Origin of the sequence: Lactobacillus paragasseri, from assembly GCF_003584685.1 — a bacterium.
GTDB classification, from domain to species: Bacteria; Bacillota; Bacilli; order Lactobacillales; family Lactobacillaceae; genus Lactobacillus; species Lactobacillus paragasseri.
The window spans coordinates 433445-451674 of the sequence record NZ_AP018549.1 but is presented as its reverse complement, the minus strand read 5'-3'; the positions used below and the strand labels follow the sequence as shown (position 1 = coordinate 451674).

The window sequence follows — 18230 nt, the reverse complement described above, 5'->3', positions numbered from 1 at the left end:
AGGGCCCCATAACTGGGCCCACTTTTTATATTGTTGTAATGAATAATTTTATGAAAATTTGTGAAATTCCTGGAGAAAAATGCAAGATACCACTTGCTAAAATAGAATGCCCCAGCATATTTTGCAAACTATTATTAGGAATCGTAGCTAAAATAAATAAAAGCAAATAAACACTAATCTGGGTCACAATAAAAGCAATAATAATGCTGCCCCATGTATTTAATCTAGCATCTACAGTAATATACCTTAGCTGATTAAAACCTAACATCACCAAACGCCATATACAGCAAACAAGCAACAAAACAATCGAAAAAGCTATTGCTGCATAAAATGACTTATCTAAAGTTAATCCTGTAGTCTTATCAAAGAAGGCAAAACTACTTCGATCACTCGCTGAAGGATATGGCACCCAAAGATTTAAGAAGTTACTAAAGGGTTTGTACAATAATGTTGCAAAAATCAACCCTACTACATATCCACCTGCAGCCAAGCCTTCATACACTATGCCACGTCGATAACCTACATAACAACAATAAATAAAAATTAATAAAATGAGAATAGAAATCATTGTTCATCCTTATTAAGCAAAAAAGACTAGCCCATCCGCCAGTCTTTTTTGAAGATTATTCGCCACTTAAGCGATCGTCTGACAAAAATGTATTTAAAACGCCTTGTACCATATTCCACTCGTCATCATCAGTGATTTCATGTAAGTCAGAACTGGTTACATCACCGTCTTCGTCAGCATCGTAGCTAAAAGCCTGTACTTCCACATCATCATCGTCGCTAACGGCTGCTGGATATAGTAAAACATAGGATTTACCATAATCTTCAGACGTAAAAGTGAATAATATTTCAAAAAGTTCTTCATTGCCTTGATCATCAACTAAAGTGATTTGACGATCATTATCTTGGTTAGCGCTAATTTTTTCACTCATTTTACTTATCCTTTCTGGTTGCTTCTAGATAACTTTGTAAAATCAAAACAGCAGCCATTTGGTCAATAACTTTTTTTCTTTCAACACGATCATGTACGCCAGCTTCTTGAACTAGAATACGATCAGCTTGTACGGTTGTAAGCCGCTCATCCATATAATGAACAGGCAAGTCAAATTTCTCTTTCAAGCGTTCACCGTACTGCTTACTTCTTTCTACAGAATGCCCACTACTGCCATCCATATTTTTGGGTAGCCCTAAAACAAAACCTTCGACGTCATATTTACGGACAATCTTTCTGATTTGACGCATGCCAAAACTAAACTTGCTCTCGTCAATTTTGATTGTTTCAAGCTCTTGAGCAGTGATTCCCAAAGGATCGCTAATTGCGACCCCCACAGTCTTAGAGCCAACGTCCAGTCCAAGTAATCGCATTATTTATTTTTACCTAAATAACTCTTAACCAATTCCTCAATAATTTCATCACGTTCATGTTTCAAGATTAAATTACGGGCATCATTATGCCGAGGAATATATGCAGGGTCGCCTGAGAGTAAGTAACCAACAATTTGATTAATTGGGCTGTAGCCCTTTTCCTCAAGTGCATTGTATACGTCTTGTAGAGTGTCGTATACATTCTTACCCTTATTTTGGTTAAAGTCAAAATGCATTGTTTTATCTAGCGAACTCATAATAAAATTCCTCCTATTCTTCTTAATTTTACTTGAAATATCGAACGAACTCAATTAATTTTGTTTTTCTTCAACTTCTTGTAACACTTTAGCGATAGCGTCCTTTAAACCTGCTGGATTTTTACCACCGGCTTGTGCCATATTTGGACGACCGCCACCGCCACCACCAAAGATTGGAGCAGCTGTTTTAATTAAGTCGCCTGCTTTAAGACCAGCTTTAATTGCCTTATCGTTCAAGCTAATAACCATGTTGGCTTTACCGTTAACTTCAGCAGCTAAAACTAAAACATCAGATTTAGCACTGCTCTTCCAATTGTCGGCAAGTTCACGTAAATCATTCATGCCTTCTACATCAGCTTGGGCAGCAATTACAGTTAAATCTTTAACTTGCTTGACATCATTAAACAAGTCGCCTGCTTTTGCCTTGTTAATTTGTGCCTTTAATTGTTCAGCTTCTTTTTGGCTTGCACGTAAGTCTTCTTCAAGAGAAGAAATCTTGTTAGTTACATCTTCAGCCTTAGTTGCCTTAACTTCATCTTGAACTTCTTTCAAGATCTCGTCACGGTCTGTTACATACTTATAAGCTTCTGGGCCAGTCACAGCAATAATTCTACGAGTACCAGCACCAACAGCAGATTCAGAAACAATCTTAAGCATACCGATTTGGTCAGTGTTTTCACAGTGGGTACCACCACAGAATTCAGTTGAGAAGTCATCAATTTGAACAACGCGAACTGTGTCACCATATTTTTCACCAAATAGGGCTAAAGCACCCATCTTTAAACCAGTATCAGGATCAGTAACTGTTGTCTTAACTGGAATTTCTTCCCAGATCTTTTCGTTAACGATCTTTTCTACGTTAGCAATTTCCTTCTTAGTCATTGGCTCTAAACTAGTAAAGTCAAAACGTAGGTAGTCTGGTTCAACTAAAGATCCAGCTTGGTGAGTGTGAGTACCTAAAACTTCACGTAAAGCAGCATGCAATAAGTGAGTAGCTGTATGGTTGTGCTTTAAGCCGCGACGACGTTTTTGGTCAACTTTCAAGACATATTCTTGTCCCTTTTCAAGTGGCAAAATAATATCAACGAAGTGTAAATTTTGATCGTTTGGTGCATGTTGTACATCTGTTACGCGAGCAACTAATTCACCATTTTGGTTCAAAATTTCACCATGGTCAGCAACTTGTCCACCGCGTTCTGCATAAAATGGAGTCTTATCAAAAATTAAAGTTGCGTGTTCACCATCGGCTTTATCAACTAGCTTATCATCAACAACAATATCGATTAACTTAGCATGCTTTTCTTCTAGAGTGCCGTACTCAAATTCACTCTTGTCCTTGATGTTCATCAAAGTAACATCTTGTGATCCCATTGATTGCAAGTTACCACGAGCCTTACGAGCACGTTCTTTTTGGGCTTTCATTTCTTCATCAAAGCCCTTCTTATCAACCTTAAGACCGGCATCTTGAGCAGCTTCAAAAGTTAATTCATATGGGAAGCCGTAAGTATCAAATAACTTAAACGCATCTTTACCAGAAACAGTCTTGTCATCGCTCTTCTTAGCTTCAGCAATAATGTTATCAAGTAAGTTCAAACCAGATGAAAGCGTTACTTGGAATCTTTCTTCCTCGTTCTTAATTACTTTTTGAATGAATGCTTGTTGATCAACAACTTCTGGGTAGTGACTCTTCATGATTTCGCCAACTACAGGTACTAATTTGTACAAAAATGCACCCTTAATACCCAAACGTTGACCATTCAAGTCGGCACGTCTAATTAAACGACGTAAAACATATCCACGACCTGAGTTTGAAGGAAGAGCTCCATCAGCAATCGCAAAACTTACAGCACGAACGTGGTCAGCAATAATCTTAAATGCCACATCATCTTCCTTGTTTGCTGCATACTTCTTGCCATCACTTAACTTTTCAGTTTCTTTAATAATTGGCATGAACAAGTCAGTTTCAAAGTTAGTTGGTGCATCTTGAATAATTGAAACAACACGCTCTAATCCCATACCGGTATCAATGTTTTTATGTGGTTGATCAACATATTTACCATTTGGTAAGTGATTGAATTGTGAAAATACGATGTTCCAAATCTCAAGGTAGCGAGCATTTTCCCCACCTGGGAAGTTTTCAGGATCATCTTCAGCAACATCGTTATTTTCTTGACCACGATCATAGAAAATTTCTGAGTCAGGACCACATGGACCTTCACCAATATCCCAGAAGTTATCTTCTAACTTCACAATGTGATCTTCAGGTAAGCCAACAACATCATGCCACATATGGTATGCTTCTGTATCCTTAGGATAAACAGTTACATAAAGCTTATCTGGATCTAAGCCTAACCATTTTGGACTAGTTAAAAATTCCCATGCCCAAGGAATAACTTCTTTCTTAAAGTAGTCCCCAACTGAGAAGTTACCAAGCATTTCAAAGAAAGTTTGGTGACGTGCAGTTTTACCAACATTCTCAATATCATTAGTTCTAATTGATTTTTGAGAAGAAGTAATTCGGTGATTCTTAGGTACAACAGAACCATCGAAATATTTCTTCATCGTAGCAACACCAGAGTTAATCCACAATAAGGTTGGATCGTCTTGTGGAATTAATGATGCACTAGGCATAACCATATGGCCATGCTCTTTAAAAAAGTCCAAGAACATTTGACGTACTTGTGAACTAGTCAATTGTTTCATAAAAAGTCTCCTACAAATATAAAAAACACTATTGCACAAAACAAGGACGCTCCCAGCGCGGTACCACCTTGATTGCAACAGTGTTTGTTACCTCTTTAAATATTTAATTTCTTAGTTAAATTAGGTAGCATTACTAAGTACTTCTAGACCTTCTCACCCGCCTGGTCCTCTCTTTGAAGAAAATACTTCAGTAATATGTCCTAAACGTGATTTATTTTACTACAAATTTTCTAGTTGTCAAAATTTTCGCGTGCTTGTTCGCGCTCACGCTTACGTCTACGTTTAGCTTTTCTAATTTGATGACGCTCTTCGATTTTACGCTTTTGCTGGCGGTCTTTTTGAATGGCTTGCTTAATTTTCTTCTTATAACCGGGCTTTACTTTTTTCTTAGTCTTCTTAACCATTCCAATCATGCGATTATCAAGCTTGTGACTGCGAGCTTGACGATTGTCACGACGATGGTAGTGTGTTCTTTCAACTAATTCACCATTTTTAATTTCTTTAAAGTCAAAGTGAATACCTAATTTTTCTAAGTCTTCAATTTGTGGCATTTCCTCATCATAGATCAAGGTAATTGCGTGACCTTTAAGGCCATTTCGACCAGTTCTACCAATTCGGTGAATAACAAATTCAAGATCCTTAGGAATCTCATAGTTAACCACTAAACTAACGCCAGGTACGTCAATTCCTCTAGCAGCTAAATCGCTAGCTACAACATACTGGTACTGACCTTCTCTAACTTGGCGAATTATACGCTTGCGCTCACGTTCAGTAATTCCGCCATGGATCTTAGCCACCTTAAGTCCTTGCTCTTCAAGATAATCAGTTAATTCATCAACAGTCTTTTTAGTATTAGCAAAAACTAAGGCCAAATATGGTTGTCCCATTGTTAAGAGCTTATATAAAATTTCTTTTTTATCTCTTGAACCAACATCAATTAAGTCATTTTGAATTGTTGGAGCAATAATTGCCGGATTATCAATAACGATAAAGTCTGGTTTTGACATATACTTCCTTAAGAAATTTTCTAGCTTAACTGGGATAGTTGCTGAAAAAGCACCTAAAATGACTTTTTTATCTAACTTAGAGATAATCTCATCCATTTGCCCTAAAAAGCCCATATCAAGTGTCATGTCTGCTTCATCAATGATAAAGGCTTTGACGTTATCTAAATTAATAACTTTCTTTGATGCAAAGTCATGTAAACGACCAGGAGTAGCAATAATTAATTGTGGAGCCCTATTTTCAGCTTTTTCAATTTGGCGATTCCGGTCATTGCCACCACCTAAATATTCAATTGAAATATTTAGACCACTCGCATCCCTTAATTGACGCGCTACTTTATACAATTGATTTGCTAATTCACGACTAGGCGCGGTTACTACAGCTTGCGTTACTGGGGCATTTTCATCAATCATGTTCAAAAGTGGAAGCAGGTAGGCATGAGTCTTACCTGAACCAGTAGCTGCTTGAACTACGACGTTTTTATTATTTAAAAGAGCCGGAATAACTGCAGCTTGAACCTTAGTGGGTTTACTAAAGTTAATTTTTTCTAGACCAGTTCGTAATTCTGGTCTAATCTTTTCACTTTGAAATATACTATTTGTTTGTGCCATGTTCTTCATTGTACTTCTTTGTTACTTCTACTACTTCGTCAAAGACTTGTTTTACTTCATCCATATCCTTGGCATTGGCACCAGATGCTAATGCATGGCCACCACCATCATGGTTTTCAGCTAAATGATTAATTACAGGACCCTTTGAACGATAATGAACGCGGAAAGTACCGTCTGGTTTTTCAACAAATACATTCCAAGCTAAAACGTCCTTAATTCGACCTGGAGTTGAAACAGCAACATTTGCTTGATCGTCAGTTAATCCCATCTTCTTTAAATCGTCTTGCATCAAAATTGTGTAAGCTGCTCCAACTGGGTTAATTTCCATCTTATCCATTGCTAAAGCTTGCAACTTGGCTTCATCAAAAGTAACATCTGCAATTTCTCTAGCAATATCAGTAATGTTAATTCCTGTCTTAGTTAATTCGGCTGCAACGTCAAAAGTGTGCGCTGAAGTTTCAGGATACATAAATCTACCTGTATCGCCGACAATACCTGCATATAAAGCTGCCGCAACTTCCTTAGTAACTGGTAAGTTCTCTGCTTTCAAAAAGTCAAAGACAATTTCTGAAGCAGCTGGTGCGTCTGGATCTACATAGCTCATATCTGCATATGGATCTACATCTGGGTGGTGGTCAATCTTAATTAAAAGATCTCCCTTATCGTAATTCTTATTAGAGATACGTGGAGTATTTGCAGTATCAGTAGTAATTACTAAAGCTCCTTGATAATCTTCAGGTGTTACTTCATCCATTTTATTAATCCAGATCAAGTCACCTTCATCATTTTCACCAGCACAAAGAATCTTTTTATCTGGAAAAGCTAATCTCAATGATCTTGCTAAACCAGCTTGAGAGCCAATTGCATCTGGGTCAGGACTAGTGTGACGGTGCAAAATAATTGTTGGGTATTCTTTTATCTTTTCATAAATTTCATCAAAAGTTGCCATTAATCTGTTCTCCTTGTTGTTTACTAAATTTATTTTATCATTACTTGTTTTCAAAAATATCTAACGATAAGTTCTCAACTGGATGTTCTTCAAAATCGGTTACAGTAAGTCCTAACAGACGTACTCCAGTTGCGAGCATCCCTTTTTCTGTTTCAAACAAGACACGACCAGTGTCGTAAATAACAATTTTATCATTAGTGCCTTGTTTTAGCTTCTTTCTCTTAGTAATTGTCTTAAAATTAACATCGCGAATCTTTAAAACAACACAATTTGCAAGAAAATGTCGTTTTTTTAACTTATTTTCAAGTTCACCGCTATAAGCTCGCAGTTTAGTTAAAGCTTCATTTTCATCAAATAAACTTTGATTAAAAGTTCGCTCAATCCCAATCGACTTTCGATTTCTTTCTGAATCAGTAACTACCTCTCTCAAGTCAATACCATGTGCATGTTGGGCAATCAAATAGCCCATACGATTAAATTTTTTGATCAACACATCTGTTGGAATTTTTATTAGGTCAGCTCCGGTGTAGACTCCCATCTCTGCTAATCTTTCTTGCGTTTTAGGTCCAATGCCGGGAAACTTTTCGATTTTTTGCTTTGCTAAAAAATCAAGTGCAGTTTCAGGCTTAATTACAGTTCTACCAAAGGGTTTAGCATATTCCGACCCCATTTTAGCTAAAAACTTGTTGTAAGAAACGCCAAATGAACTTGTCAATCCAACCTTTTGATAAATTTGCTCTTGAAGGATAGTTGCAATTCGAACAGGATCATCTAAGTGAAGCTTATTCTCCGTTACATCTAAGTATGCTTCATCTAAAGAAACTGATTCTACTCGATCAGTCATCTCATGCATTAAACGGTGAATTTCAGCTGAAACAGCTCGATACTTTTCAAAATGTGGTTGAATAATTACAAGTTTTTCTGCTGGAATTAACCTAACTGCCTTAGCAGTTGGCATGGCTGAATGCGCACCATATTGACGGGCCAAATAATTAGCAGTTGCCACAACCCCGTGTCCCCTATTTTTTTTAGGATCGCCGCCAATTAAAACAGCTTTATTTTTTAAAGCAGGATTATCTCGAATCTCTACTGAGGCATAAAAAGCATCCATATCCAGATGAATAATTTTACGCTTAATATTATTTTTAGGCAGTAAGTCCATTAACGGTAAATCCAATGCTCAGTATCTTTTTCAAAAATATGGTTACTTGATTCAGTACCAAATTCACCACTTGGATATTGCTCAAGTTGCTTAATATCTTTGTTTTCATCTTGCCATGCAGCTTCAACTGCATCAACAAACTTCCAGTATTGCTTTAATTCAGACCAGTGCGTAAAGTTAGTACGATCAGCTACAAAGACATCATGAAGTAATCTTTCATAGCCATCTGGAACTTGATCCATTTCTTCTTTAGAAAACTTATAGCTAAGATTTTCTCTTCTTAAGCCCTCAGTAGTAATCTTCTTTCCATTAATTGTAAAGAAAATCTCGCTTCTTGGATCAATAATAATTGAAATATTATTTGAATGTGCATTGCCGTACAAATTATTCATGTGGTGGAGCACAATATCAATTCTAGAAACTTTATCCTTCATCTTCTTACCAGTTCTAAAGTAGATTGGAACACCAGCTACAGGACCCTTTTTGAAGTTAACTTCACCAGCAACAAATGTCTCTACTTTAGAATCAGGAGCAACTTGGTCAGCCTTTAAGTACTCTACTTCATCGTCGCTTGCTAAATATTGACCACGTGAGAAATGCTTCTTTACCATTTCTGGAGTTGGAATAACCAAGCTATCAAGTAGTTCTTGCTTTGCTTCATGAATATGATCTGAATCTAAGGCTTTAGGTTCTGGCATTGCTAAGAGAGTAATAATTTGAAAAATATGGTTTTGAACCATATCGCGTAAAGCACCAGAAGTTTCATAATATCCACCACGAGTACCAACGCCTAAGCTTTCAGCAAGAGTGACTTGCATATTAGCAATGTACTTCTTGCACCAAATATTATTAACAATTGGATTAGTCATTCTAAGCGGCATAATATTTTGAACCATCTCTTTACCGAGATAGTGGTCAATTCGATATACCGAATCTTCAGCAAAACTTTCTCCAATTTCTTGATTTAATTTTTCAGCAGAAGCTAGGTCATGACCAAACGGCTTTTCAATTACCAAGCGGTTAAAACCACTACCAACTAGCTTTTGATCATTAATATGAGTTGCAATTGTGCCAAAAAATCTTGGTGCCATTGCCATGTAGAAAATACGGTTGCCTTCTGCATGATATTTCTTATCAAGCTTTGTAGCTAATTCTTTAAGAGCAATGTAGTGATCAACATCAGTTACATCATGTGACTGGTAATAAAAATGCGAAGCAAATTCTTTTGCATCTTTCTCATCAAAGCTATTGTTGCTTTCTTTAATTGCTGCAACAACTTGTTCTTGTAAGTATTCATGACTCCATGGTCTTCTAGCTGTACCAATTACGGCAAAATGATCATGAATTAATCCCTTCTGATATAAGTTAAATAAGGCTGGATAAAGCTTTCTATGAGCTAAATCACCCGAGCCACCAAAAATAATCATGACAACTGGAATATTTTCCATTCTAACTACCTACCTATTAAACTTATTAAAATTTACTTTACCAATTCATATTTTACAATATTAATCTATGACAATGAAAAAATAAAAACGTCCTTGCGGACGTTTTTTATTTATCTTCAGAATTAGTATTATCAGCTTTATTAGAAGTTGTTTCTTCTGTTTTACTACTTTCAGTAGGCTTTTCTTCTGTTTCAACCTTTTCTTCTTTTGCTTCATTAGCTTCAACATCTTTTGCTGGAGCGGCAGCAGTTGGAAGAACGCGACGAATAGCCATTCTTTCAAATGTTAAGAAGATTCCATCGGCATCAATCACAACAGTCTTATCTGCGTCATTGATTGAATCAACTTTACCGTGAAGACCATCAACCATAATTACTTGATCGCCCTTCTTAAGTTCAGACATCATCTTCATCCGTTCTTGTTGTTGCTTCTTTTGTGGCTTAATCATTGAAAAGTAGAAGAAGACAAAAATTGCAATCATTGCAATAATCATGAACATGTTATTCATACCAGCAGCACTTTGTGCTAAGAAAAATGTATTCAAAGTATTACACCTCATTATTTTTATTAATTAACTTTCAAATAATAATTATACCGTATTTTTAGTCTAACTAAAAACTTACTCTGCTTTTTTTGGTGGATATCCTAATTGTAAATAAGCTTTTTGCGTAACGCTTCTTCCCCTAGGAGTTCGAGTAATGAATCCTTTTTGAAGTAAATATGGTTCATAAACTTCCTCAATTGTATCCGTGTCTTCACCAACATTAGCTGCAATGGTTTTAATTCCAACAGGACCACCACCATAATTTTCAATCATCATTCTTAAAAGTTTTCTATCAGTTTGATCTAATCCTTCATCATCAACTTCTAGCAAATGAAGTGAGTGCTTAGTAGTTGCTAAAGAAATAGCTTCTTCTCCCTTTACTTCCGCAAAATCGCGAACCCGCTTAAGTAAACGGTTAGCAACACGTGGCGTTCCACGAGAACGTCGCGCTAATTCAATTGCTGCTTCTGGATCAATCTTAGTGTTAAAAACTACGCTTGATCTTTGAATAATTTTTTCTAGATCATCAACAGAATAGTACTGCATGTGTTCAATAATTCCAAACCGATCTCTTAGCGGCGCAGATAATTGACCAGCCCTGGTAGTTGCTCCAATCAAAGTAAAAGGAGGAAGTGGCACGTGCACTGCATGAGTTGTTTGCCCTTCTCCGACCACAATATCAATATAAAAATCTTCCATTGCTGAATATAAGACTTCTTCGACTGGCTTTGCTAAGCGGTGAATCTCATCAATAAATAAGACATCCCCTGGATTTAATTCTGAAAGCAGAGCCACCAAATCTCCCGCTTTTTCAATTGCTGGGCCCGAGGTACTCTTTAAGTGAACACCCATTTCATTAGCAATTACAAATGCCAAAGTAGTTTTACCTAAACCAGGAGGTCCGTATAACAAAACATGGTCTAAGGCTTCGTCTCGCTTTTTAGCAGCTTTAATATAGATTTTCATCTCGCTCTTTACTTTATCTTGTCCAATATATTGAGCAAGTAGTTGCGGACGCAAAGACAATTCGATCGTTTCATCTTCTTCGCTACTTTCAGCGCCTATAATTCGTTCTTCATCATTCACATCTTTCACTTCCTTATCCTTAACTAATTTTTACTTTTACTTCTTAAGTAGTAAAGCCAACGCTTCTTTAATATAGCCATCGGCAGTATTTTCAGGTAACTTGGCTAATTTTGGAGTAATTCGATCAACTTCCTTTTGAGTATAACCAAGTGCTACCAAGGCAAGCACAGCGTCTTGCAGGCTCGGCGAAAGATCGGCAGCAACTGTTGATTTCTTCACATAGTCGCCTAACTTTCCTTTTAAGTCTAAGACAATCTGAGAAGCAGTCTTCTTTCCGACTCCTGGAAAACGAGTTAAATATTTTACCTCTCCATTTTGAATTGCACTGGCTAACGAATCCGTATCCTCAGCTGCCATAATCGCTACGGCCGATTTTGGTCCAATTCCTGAAACGCTTAATAATTTTAAAAATAATTCTTTGTCTTCTAAAGATAAAAAGCCATACAAGGTAATTCCTGTATCTCTAACAACTTGTTCAACATAAATAGTTGCTGGCTGATTCTCTTGATAGCTATAAGGAGTGGGACAAAGAATCTTATACCCAATGCCATTTACATCTAATACTACATAAGCTGGATCAATTTTTGCTACTATTCCTTTGAGATATTCAAACATTTTACCTACTCATCTTTTTTAAACATCTTATTGAGATCATTCTCACTTAATTGAATAATAATGATTTTTCCTTCAAAATCTTGATAAGGATCACTACTATTTCTCAAGTCTTTCAATAGTTCTTGTGCTTCAACTGGATTTAAATTTCTTCTTCTAGTACTTTGGCGCATTGTTATTTCGCCAGCAATTTGTGCTTTAAGCTTGGTAAAATCTTGTTCATTTTGATTTAAATATAAATCTAAAATCATGCGCACATTTTTTTCTACATCAGGTTGGAGCCAGATCGGATAAGTTCTTAAGATCAGGCTATTTTGACCAAAATCCTCTAAAAATATCCCTAATTCTTGTAGATTATTAAGATTTTCTTTTAGTTTCAAATAGTCAACATTACTAAAATCTAAAATCAAAGGACTAAGTAAACCCTGCTGAGAAATATTTTCACTATTTAAATCATGAAAAATTTGATCATAGGCTAAACGCCGATAAGCTGCTATTTGATCAATTAAGTATAAGTCTTCATTATGGCGCGCAACTAAATATGACTTAGTCTGACCTAAATAAATTAATTCGGGTAAATTGTTAGCTAAAATTTCATCCCCTGAAGAAATAAGACTATCATCTTTTCCTTGAATATCTTTTTCTTCATCAAATGGACTTAGCCGCACCTGTTTATCCACATTTTCATCCCAGCTTGCAGTAATCACATATTTATCGTCATTGCGAACCTTATCTAAACTGACAAAACTCGCTGCTGTTTCATGAACTTCAGCACTTTTATCAGCTTCCACTTGCGGAATAAACTCCACTGGACGAACAGTATCAACCACATCTTTATTTAAGTTAAATTTTAATTGGTCAATATTTGTCGACTTTTTAGGAGTTAATAGATTATTCAAACCTGAATTGATCTGACTGGTCTGATCTAAGGCTTCTGAAATACTTGTAGTTAATAAACGCTCTAATTCCTGCTCCTTTGACAAGCGCACTTCTTGTTTAGTTGGATGGACATTAACATCAACTAAAAGTGGATCAAGTTCAATGTTGACAACAGCAATTGGATAACGGCGCGGCCTTAACTTACTGCCATAACCAGCTATAATTGCCTGAGTCAGACGATAATTTTTTATATAGCGGCCATTTAATAATAAAGAAATAAAGTTTCGATTTGAACGAGTTGTATTAGGATCAGAAAGTAAGCCAGTAATCTTAAAATCAGGACTAGTGCCCTTAAGAACCTCCATCTTTTCCGCAAGCTGACGGCCATAGATATTCGCAATATCTTGTCTTAAATCATTACGTCCATTGGTTTTTAGTAAGATCTTACCGTTATTAGTGAGAGTAAAAGCAACATCAGGATGTCCTAAAGCAAGTCGGTTAACAATATCGACAATCTTTAGAATTTCCGTTCTTTCAGAGCGTAAATACTTAAGCCGAGCTGGCGTGTTAAAAAATAAATCACTAACTGAAATCTTAGTTCCCTTTGGTGAAGCTGCATCTTCTTGTAGTTTCTTTTCGCTGCCTACAAAAATTGCACGAACACCGCCTAAATTATCGCTACTAGTTATTACTTCAACATGAGAAACTGCGGCAATTGAAGCCAAGGCCTCTCCGCGAAATCCTAAAGTAGAAATATTAAATAAATCTCGCTCAGTTGCAATTTTACTTGTTGCATGACGAGTAAAAGCTAAGTCAAGCTGATCTTTTGCAATTCCGCTTCCATTGTCTTGAACCGTAATTTGCTTTAAGCCCGCATCAATAAAATCAATTCTAATCCGGCTACTACCAGCATCAAGGGAGTTTTCACATAATTCTTTAACAACACTAGCTGGTCGTTCAATAACTTCACCAGCCGCAATTTGATTAGTTAATTCAGGTGAAAGTTCATGAATCTTACTCATGATTATTAGTCCTTATCTTTCAACTCTTGCTGCCACTGAGATACAAGTTCCATGACTTGCAAAGGAGTTTTGTCAGCAAGATACACATTTTGAATATCATCCAAGACATCTTTTTCATCATCTGAAATTGCCGGTTCACTTGCTTCTTCAGCGGTAAAGAGATCAAGTTGCTCACTAGCCGGCTGTAACTCTCCTGCTCCCTGCCGCTCTAATCTCTTCAGCATCGTAGTTGCTTCTCTTAAAACTTTACGTGGTAAGCCTGCCAATTGAGCAACATGAATACCATAAGATTGATCAGCTGGTCCTGGCAAAATTTTATGTAAGAAAATCAACTTGCCATTTTCTTCGGTCGCACCAACATGAATGTTCTTTAAATGTTTTAGTGTTTGGTCTAAATCAGTTAATTCGTGGTAGTGAGTCGCAAAGAGCGTCTTTGCTCCGACCTTATCATGAAGATACTTCACAATTGCTCCGGCCAAAGCCATCCCATCATAAGTAGCAGTGCCTCGTCCAATTTCATCAAATAAAATTAAAGAACGTTTTGTCGCATGTTGCAAAGCATCATTAGCTTCGCTCATTTCTACCATAAAAGTACTCTGACCAGAAATCAAATCATCTGCTGCTCCGATTCGAGTAAAGATTTGATCAAAAATTGGTAGAGTTGCGCTATCTGCTGGAACAAAACAACCAATCTGCGCCATGATTGCAATCAAGGCCATTTGACGCATATAAGTAGACTTACCAGACATATTTGGTCCAGTAATTAAGAAAATATCAGTATCTTGATCCATCTTCACGTCATTTGGAATATAACTACCAGCAGTCATAACTTGTTCAACAACTGGGTGGCGACCATTAACTACGTTAATTTCTTGCTTATCAACTGTATAGTCTGGGCGAACATAATTATTTTGTTCACTAACTGTCGCAAAATCTGTCAAAACATCTAAACTTGCAACTTGTTTAGCTAATTTTTGTAAAGCTGGAATATACTTTTTAACATCTTCTCTTAGCTTTACAAACAAGTCATACTCTAAGCCAGTTGACTTAGCTTCTGCTTCTAGAATTAATGATTCATGTTCCTTTAGTTCAGGCGTGATATAACGCTCTGCATTAGTTAATGTTTGCTTTCTAGTGTAGCGATCAGTGGGCACCTTATCTTTATTTGAATTCGTAACTTCAATATAGTAACCAAAGACCTTGTTATAGCCAACCTTTAAGTTGTTAATTCCAGTCACTTCACGTTCGTGGCTTTCCATTTCAGATAGCCATTTTTTACCATTATTCATCGCGTCCCGGTAGCGGTCTAATTGGTCTGAAACTCCTTCTCTAATCAAACCACCCTCTGTCGTTAAAAGTGGGGGATTATCCACAATAGTATTAACAATCAAATCATGGATTCCCTTTAAAGGATCAATTTGCTTAGCAAAGTTTTGCAGATGTGGATTATTCGTTTCAAGCAAGGAATTCAAAATATCAGGAATTGCACCTAAAGAATGCGCTAATTGTAGCATTTCACGTGCATTGACTGAGCCAAAAGCAATTCGACCAGTCAGTCTTTCTAGGTCATACACACCCTTTAAACTGTCAATAACTTTTTCACGGGTGAAGTAATCATCAAGAAGTGCTTGAACCATTTCTTGACGTCGGTTAATTTCAGTAACTGATAAAAGCGGACGCTCAATCCATGATTTTAACAATCTACCGCCCATTGCCGTACTTGTCTTATCTAAGAGCCAGAATAAAGAGCCCATCTTCTTAGAAGTCTTAGCTGACTTGATTAATTCTAAGTTTGTTTGCACAGTATGAGACATCTGCAAATATTGCGTCGGCTCATAGCTTTGAGCAACTTGTAAGTGGGCTAAACTACGCTTTTGCGTTGACAGTAAGTAAGCTACTAGTTGCTTAGTGGCCTTAATTTCCGCATCGTCAGTTAAGTTTTGGGCTACATAAGAAATTTCTGCATGTTCACTTTCTACTTTAACTGGTTCAGAAATAGTAATATTAGCTTTCTTCAAAAAGTCTTTGTTTGCTTCTGTTAAATGCCCGTTATACACAACTTCTCTTGTTTGAAGGGATAATAATTCATTTGCGACACCTTCAAAATTAGTTAAGTGTGTGGAAAAAGTTTCCCCAGTGGATAAGTCACTGTAAGCTAGGCCAAAGCCAGAATTTGTTGAAATAACTGAAGTTAAGTAGTTACTATCTTTTGCTTGGTCAGGACGCTCCTGCATCATGGTTCCTGGCGTAATTAATTGAATAATCCCGCGTTTGACCATTCCTTTAGCTTTCTTGGGATCTTCAAGTTGTTCACAAAGTGCAACCTTATATCCTTTTTCCACCAAAGTATTGACGTAAGTATCCACAGCTAGGTGAGGAACTCCTGCCATTGGAATCGGATTTTTAGTTTTATTTGAACGATGAGTTAACGTTAATTCTAGAATTTGTGCACCCTTAACTGCATCATCTTCAAATAATTCGTAGAAATCGCCCACACGATAAAACAAAAACGCATCGGGATATTGTTCCTTAATCTCGTAGTATTGCTTCATCATTGGTGTCGTATCTTTTTTTGCCATTCGTTACCAAATATCCTTTCTTCCAAAAACCTATGTTCTATTATAACGTAAAAACTGATAAAAAATCTTAACTGTTAAAAGGCAAAAAAAATTCTCCATGCCTGCTTGCATGAAGAATTTTATTACTTATTTAAAATTTAACTTTACAGATATGCATCTTTCTGTAAGTCATACATTTCTTTATATTTTGGATTAGTTTGCAACAAATTAGTATGCGTGTCAAACCCGCTAATTTTTCCACCATCTAAAAATAGCACTTTATCAGCAAATCTAACTGCTGACAAGCGGTGAGTAACAAAGAAAATTGTCTTCTTATCATTTTCCTTCAAGAAACGTTGATAAATTTCTGCTTCGCTCTTAGCGTCTAAAGCTGCCGTTGGTTCATCTAAAAATTCAATCTTACCATCAGCATATAAGTCTCGTGCCAAAGCTACTTTTTGCCATTGACCACCTGACAAATCAGTTCCATTTTTGAAATCTTTAGCCAGCATCGTATTCAGATTAAGATGGTCATTAGCTAACAAATCACCCAATCCAGATGCTTTAAGAACATTATTTACCCTATCTTTATTGAATGAATATCCAGTAATCACGTTTTCTTGAAGCGTTAATTTAAAGCGAGAAAAATCCTGAAAAGTAGCTGATAAATTTTTATGTAAGTCAAAAATATTAAAGTCTTTTAAATCATAATTATCAACAGAAATTTTTCCATTAGTCGGGTCATAAAAACGCATTAATAATTTTACCAAAGTAGACTTTCCCGACCCATTTTCTCCAACAACTGCAATTTTTTCTCCACTTTTAACTGAGAAACTAACATTGTGTAAAATTTCAGTATCAGAAAACGGATATGTAAAAGACAGATTCTTAACATTAATATCATCAAAATCATCCGGAAAGTTCTGGCTGCCGTTTTCAAAATTATCTTGATACTCAAGAAACTTAAAGTATTTTTCAATCCATAATAATGAATCGTATAACAAGCTGCTGTCTTCTACTACTCGCGCCATACTGGTAGAAATATAGCCAATTACTGAAACAAACATCAATAAGACACCAACTTCTAATGCACCTGTTCTTACTGAATTAGTAAACCAATAAAAGCCATAGCCAAACACTCCAACAGTCAATACAACAAATAGCGAACTAGTCGCAAGTTGCCTTTTACGAATTTGATTAACATCTTTTTTCGTTTGCTCAAACAAGTTTATGTACTTTTCAATGATCTTTGGAAACATGTTGAAAAGTCTAACTTCTTTAGCATCCCTGCGGTCAAGCAACAATCCACTATAGTAGTGCAAGTATCTTGCGTTCTTGCTTCTTTCAACCATTGTCTCAAATGACTGCTGCTGAATACGATAGTAAGAAATACTCTGCGGCACCATCACTACTAATAAAAGCAAGGCTAACCACCAATTGTATCGCGCCAGATATATTAGCATGAAAGCTAGCGTTAGAAATGATTGCAAAACCGATACACCAAAAACAATTAAATTAACTGGACGCCAGCTTGCATCATCTCTGAGCATTTGTAAATCGTCAAAATACTTACTGTCATCAAAAATACTGATCGATTGTAAGTCCGCCGACTTTTTCATCAAGCTAATATTGATAAAGCCTGTTAATTTATCAGTTAGAACTCCTTGAACCATTGTCGAAAGCGATGGTAAAAATTGTTGAAATGCCGTTGCCACAATCCAAACAATGATCATTTCCATAAAAGGTGAATGATTAGTAACTTGATCAATTACCTTTTGTCCTGCTGCCACAGCAAGTAAAGGAATTACTGCTTGAAGTGGTGCAAGTAATAAGACACAAGCGGCAACTAAAGGAGCTGATTTAAAGAACAGGTGATAAGTTCGAGTTAATTCTTTGAAGTATTGGTTTAATTTATGTAAATGTTTCATTTTGCCTCCTCGATGAACGGATTTAACAAAATGAAATTTAATTAAGTTCCGCTCATCTATTATCTAGTGATTTGTACATTTTGATGAGCGTTTGT

General features: G+C 36.4%; 15 protein-coding genes. All 15 read right to left on the bottom strand.

Features of this window, described 5'->3' with window-relative positions; translation table 11 throughout:
- Positions 1-25 precede the first annotated feature (25 nt).
- Positions 26-568 (bottom strand): CvpA family protein, encoded by a 543-nt coding sequence (locus LpgJCM5343_RS02110; RefSeq protein WP_003649346.1) that lies wholly within the window; start codon positions 566-568, stop codon positions 26-28.
- A 55-nt stretch (positions 569-623) separates the two neighbouring features.
- Positions 624-938, bottom strand: a complete 315-nt coding sequence (locus LpgJCM5343_RS02105; RefSeq protein ID WP_101890990.1) for a DUF1292 domain-containing protein — start codon at positions 936-938, stop codon at positions 624-626.
- 1 nt (position 939) lies between these two features.
- Complete coding sequence (gene ruvX, locus LpgJCM5343_RS02100) at positions 940-1371, bottom strand: Holliday junction resolvase RuvX (RefSeq protein WP_003649348.1); 432 nt, start codon at positions 1369-1371, stop codon at positions 940-942.
- Positions 1371-1628: an IreB family regulatory phosphoprotein gene (locus LpgJCM5343_RS02095; RefSeq protein ID WP_003647717.1), complete on the bottom strand. Its 258-nt coding sequence runs from the start codon at positions 1626-1628 to the stop codon at positions 1371-1373. Before LpgJCM5343_RS02095 ends, ruvX begins: the two co-directional genes overlap by 1 nt.
- A 54-nt stretch (positions 1629-1682) precedes the next feature.
- Entirely contained in the window at positions 1683-4331 is a 2649-nt protein-coding gene (gene alaS, locus LpgJCM5343_RS02090; RefSeq protein WP_039157356.1) for an alanine--tRNA ligase, read from the bottom strand.
- Positions 4332-4561: 230 nt separating this feature from the next.
- Positions 4562-5947 (bottom strand): DEAD/DEAH box helicase, encoded by a 1386-nt coding sequence (locus tag LpgJCM5343_RS02085; RefSeq protein WP_101890989.1) that lies wholly within the window; start codon positions 5945-5947, stop codon positions 4562-4564.
- Positions 5931-6896 (bottom strand): DHH family phosphoesterase, encoded by a 966-nt coding sequence (locus LpgJCM5343_RS02080; RefSeq protein WP_101890988.1) that lies wholly within the window; start codon positions 6894-6896, stop codon positions 5931-5933. Before LpgJCM5343_RS02080 ends, LpgJCM5343_RS02085 begins: the two co-directional genes overlap by 17 nt.
- A gap of 40 nt (positions 6897-6936) precedes the next feature.
- Complete coding sequence (gene dinB / locus LpgJCM5343_RS02075) at positions 6937-8058, bottom strand: DNA polymerase IV (RefSeq protein WP_024273024.1); 1122 nt, start codon at positions 8056-8058, stop codon at positions 6937-6939.
- Positions 8058-9506 (bottom strand): glucose-6-phosphate dehydrogenase, encoded by a 1449-nt coding sequence (gene zwf, locus LpgJCM5343_RS02070; protein ID WP_003649354.1) that lies wholly within the window; start codon positions 9504-9506, stop codon positions 8058-8060. Before zwf ends, dinB begins: the two co-directional genes overlap by 1 nt.
- Before the next feature lie 106 nt (positions 9507-9612).
- Positions 9613-10065: a preprotein translocase subunit YajC gene (gene yajC, locus LpgJCM5343_RS02065; protein WP_003649355.1), complete on the bottom strand. Its 453-nt coding sequence runs from the start codon at positions 10063-10065 to the stop codon at positions 9613-9615.
- Between the two features lie 60 nt (positions 10066-10125).
- Entirely contained in the window at positions 10126-11145 is a 1020-nt protein-coding gene (ruvB, locus tag LpgJCM5343_RS02060; protein WP_003649356.1) for a Holliday junction branch migration DNA helicase RuvB, read from the bottom strand.
- A gap of 27 nt (positions 11146-11172) precedes the next feature.
- Complete coding sequence (gene ruvA, locus LpgJCM5343_RS02055; protein ID WP_003649357.1) at positions 11173-11751, bottom strand: Holliday junction branch migration protein RuvA; 579 nt, start codon at positions 11749-11751, stop codon at positions 11173-11175.
- 5 nt (positions 11752-11756) lie between these two features.
- The gene (mutL, locus tag LpgJCM5343_RS02050) at positions 11757-13649 is read right to left on the bottom strand and encodes a DNA mismatch repair endonuclease MutL (RefSeq protein ID WP_101890987.1); all 1893 of its coding nucleotides are present in this window, start codon (positions 13647-13649) and stop codon (positions 11757-11759) included.
- 5 nt (positions 13650-13654) lie between these two features.
- Complete coding sequence (mutS, locus tag LpgJCM5343_RS02045; protein ID WP_077959537.1) at positions 13655-16228, bottom strand: DNA mismatch repair protein MutS; 2574 nt, start codon at positions 16226-16228, stop codon at positions 13655-13657.
- 143 nt (positions 16229-16371) lie between these two features.
- Positions 16372-18135 (bottom strand): ABC transporter ATP-binding protein, encoded by a 1764-nt coding sequence (locus tag LpgJCM5343_RS02040; RefSeq protein ID WP_077959538.1) that lies wholly within the window; start codon positions 18133-18135, stop codon positions 16372-16374.
- Between the last annotated feature and the right edge of the window lie 95 nt (positions 18136-18230).

Bases quoted from the DNA above. Each gene is read 5' to 3' on its own strand.
- LpgJCM5343_RS02040 (WP_077959538.1), bottom strand. From the start codon at position 18,135: ATGAAACATTTACATAAATTAAACCAATACTTCAAAGAATTAACTCGA.
- LpgJCM5343_RS02080 (WP_101890988.1), bottom strand. From the start codon at position 6,896: ATGGCAACTTTTGATGAAATTTATGAAAAGATAAAAGAATACCCAACA.
- LpgJCM5343_RS02110 (WP_003649346.1), bottom strand. From the start codon at position 568: ATGATTTCTATTCTCATTTTATTAATTTTTATTTATTGTTGTTATGTA.
- LpgJCM5343_RS02085 (WP_101890989.1), bottom strand. From the start codon at position 5,947: ATGGCACAAACAAATAGTATATTTCAAAGTGAAAAGATTAGACCAGAA.
- ruvA (WP_003649357.1), bottom strand. From the start codon at position 11,751: ATGTTTGAATATCTCAAAGGAATAGTAGCAAAAATTGATCCAGCTTAT.
- yajC (WP_003649355.1), bottom strand. From the start codon at position 10,065: ATGAGGTGTAATACTTTGAATACATTTTTCTTAGCACAAAGTGCTGCT.
- mutS (WP_077959537.1), bottom strand. From the start codon at position 16,228: ATGGCAAAAAAAGATACGACACCAATGATGAAGCAATACTACGAGATT.
- ruvX (WP_003649348.1), bottom strand. From the start codon at position 1,371: ATGCGATTACTTGGACTGGACGTTGGCTCTAAGACTGTGGGGGTCGCA.
- LpgJCM5343_RS02105 (WP_101890990.1), bottom strand. From the start codon at position 938: ATGAGTGAAAAAATTAGCGCTAACCAAGATAATGATCGTCAAATCACT.
- alaS (WP_039157356.1), bottom strand. From the start codon at position 4,331: ATGAAACAATTGACTAGTTCACAAGTACGTCAAATGTTCTTGGACTTT.
- dinB (WP_024273024.1), bottom strand. From the start codon at position 8,058: ATGGACTTACTGCCTAAAAATAATATTAAGCGTAAAATTATTCATCTG.
- mutL (WP_101890987.1), bottom strand. From the start codon at position 13,649: ATGAGTAAGATTCATGAACTTTCACCTGAATTAACTAATCAAATTGCG.
- LpgJCM5343_RS02095 (WP_003647717.1), bottom strand. From the start codon at position 1,628: ATGAGTTCGCTAGATAAAACAATGCATTTTGACTTTAACCAAAATAAG.
- zwf (WP_003649354.1), bottom strand. From the start codon at position 9,506: ATGGAAAATATTCCAGTTGTCATGATTATTTTTGGTGGCTCGGGTGAT.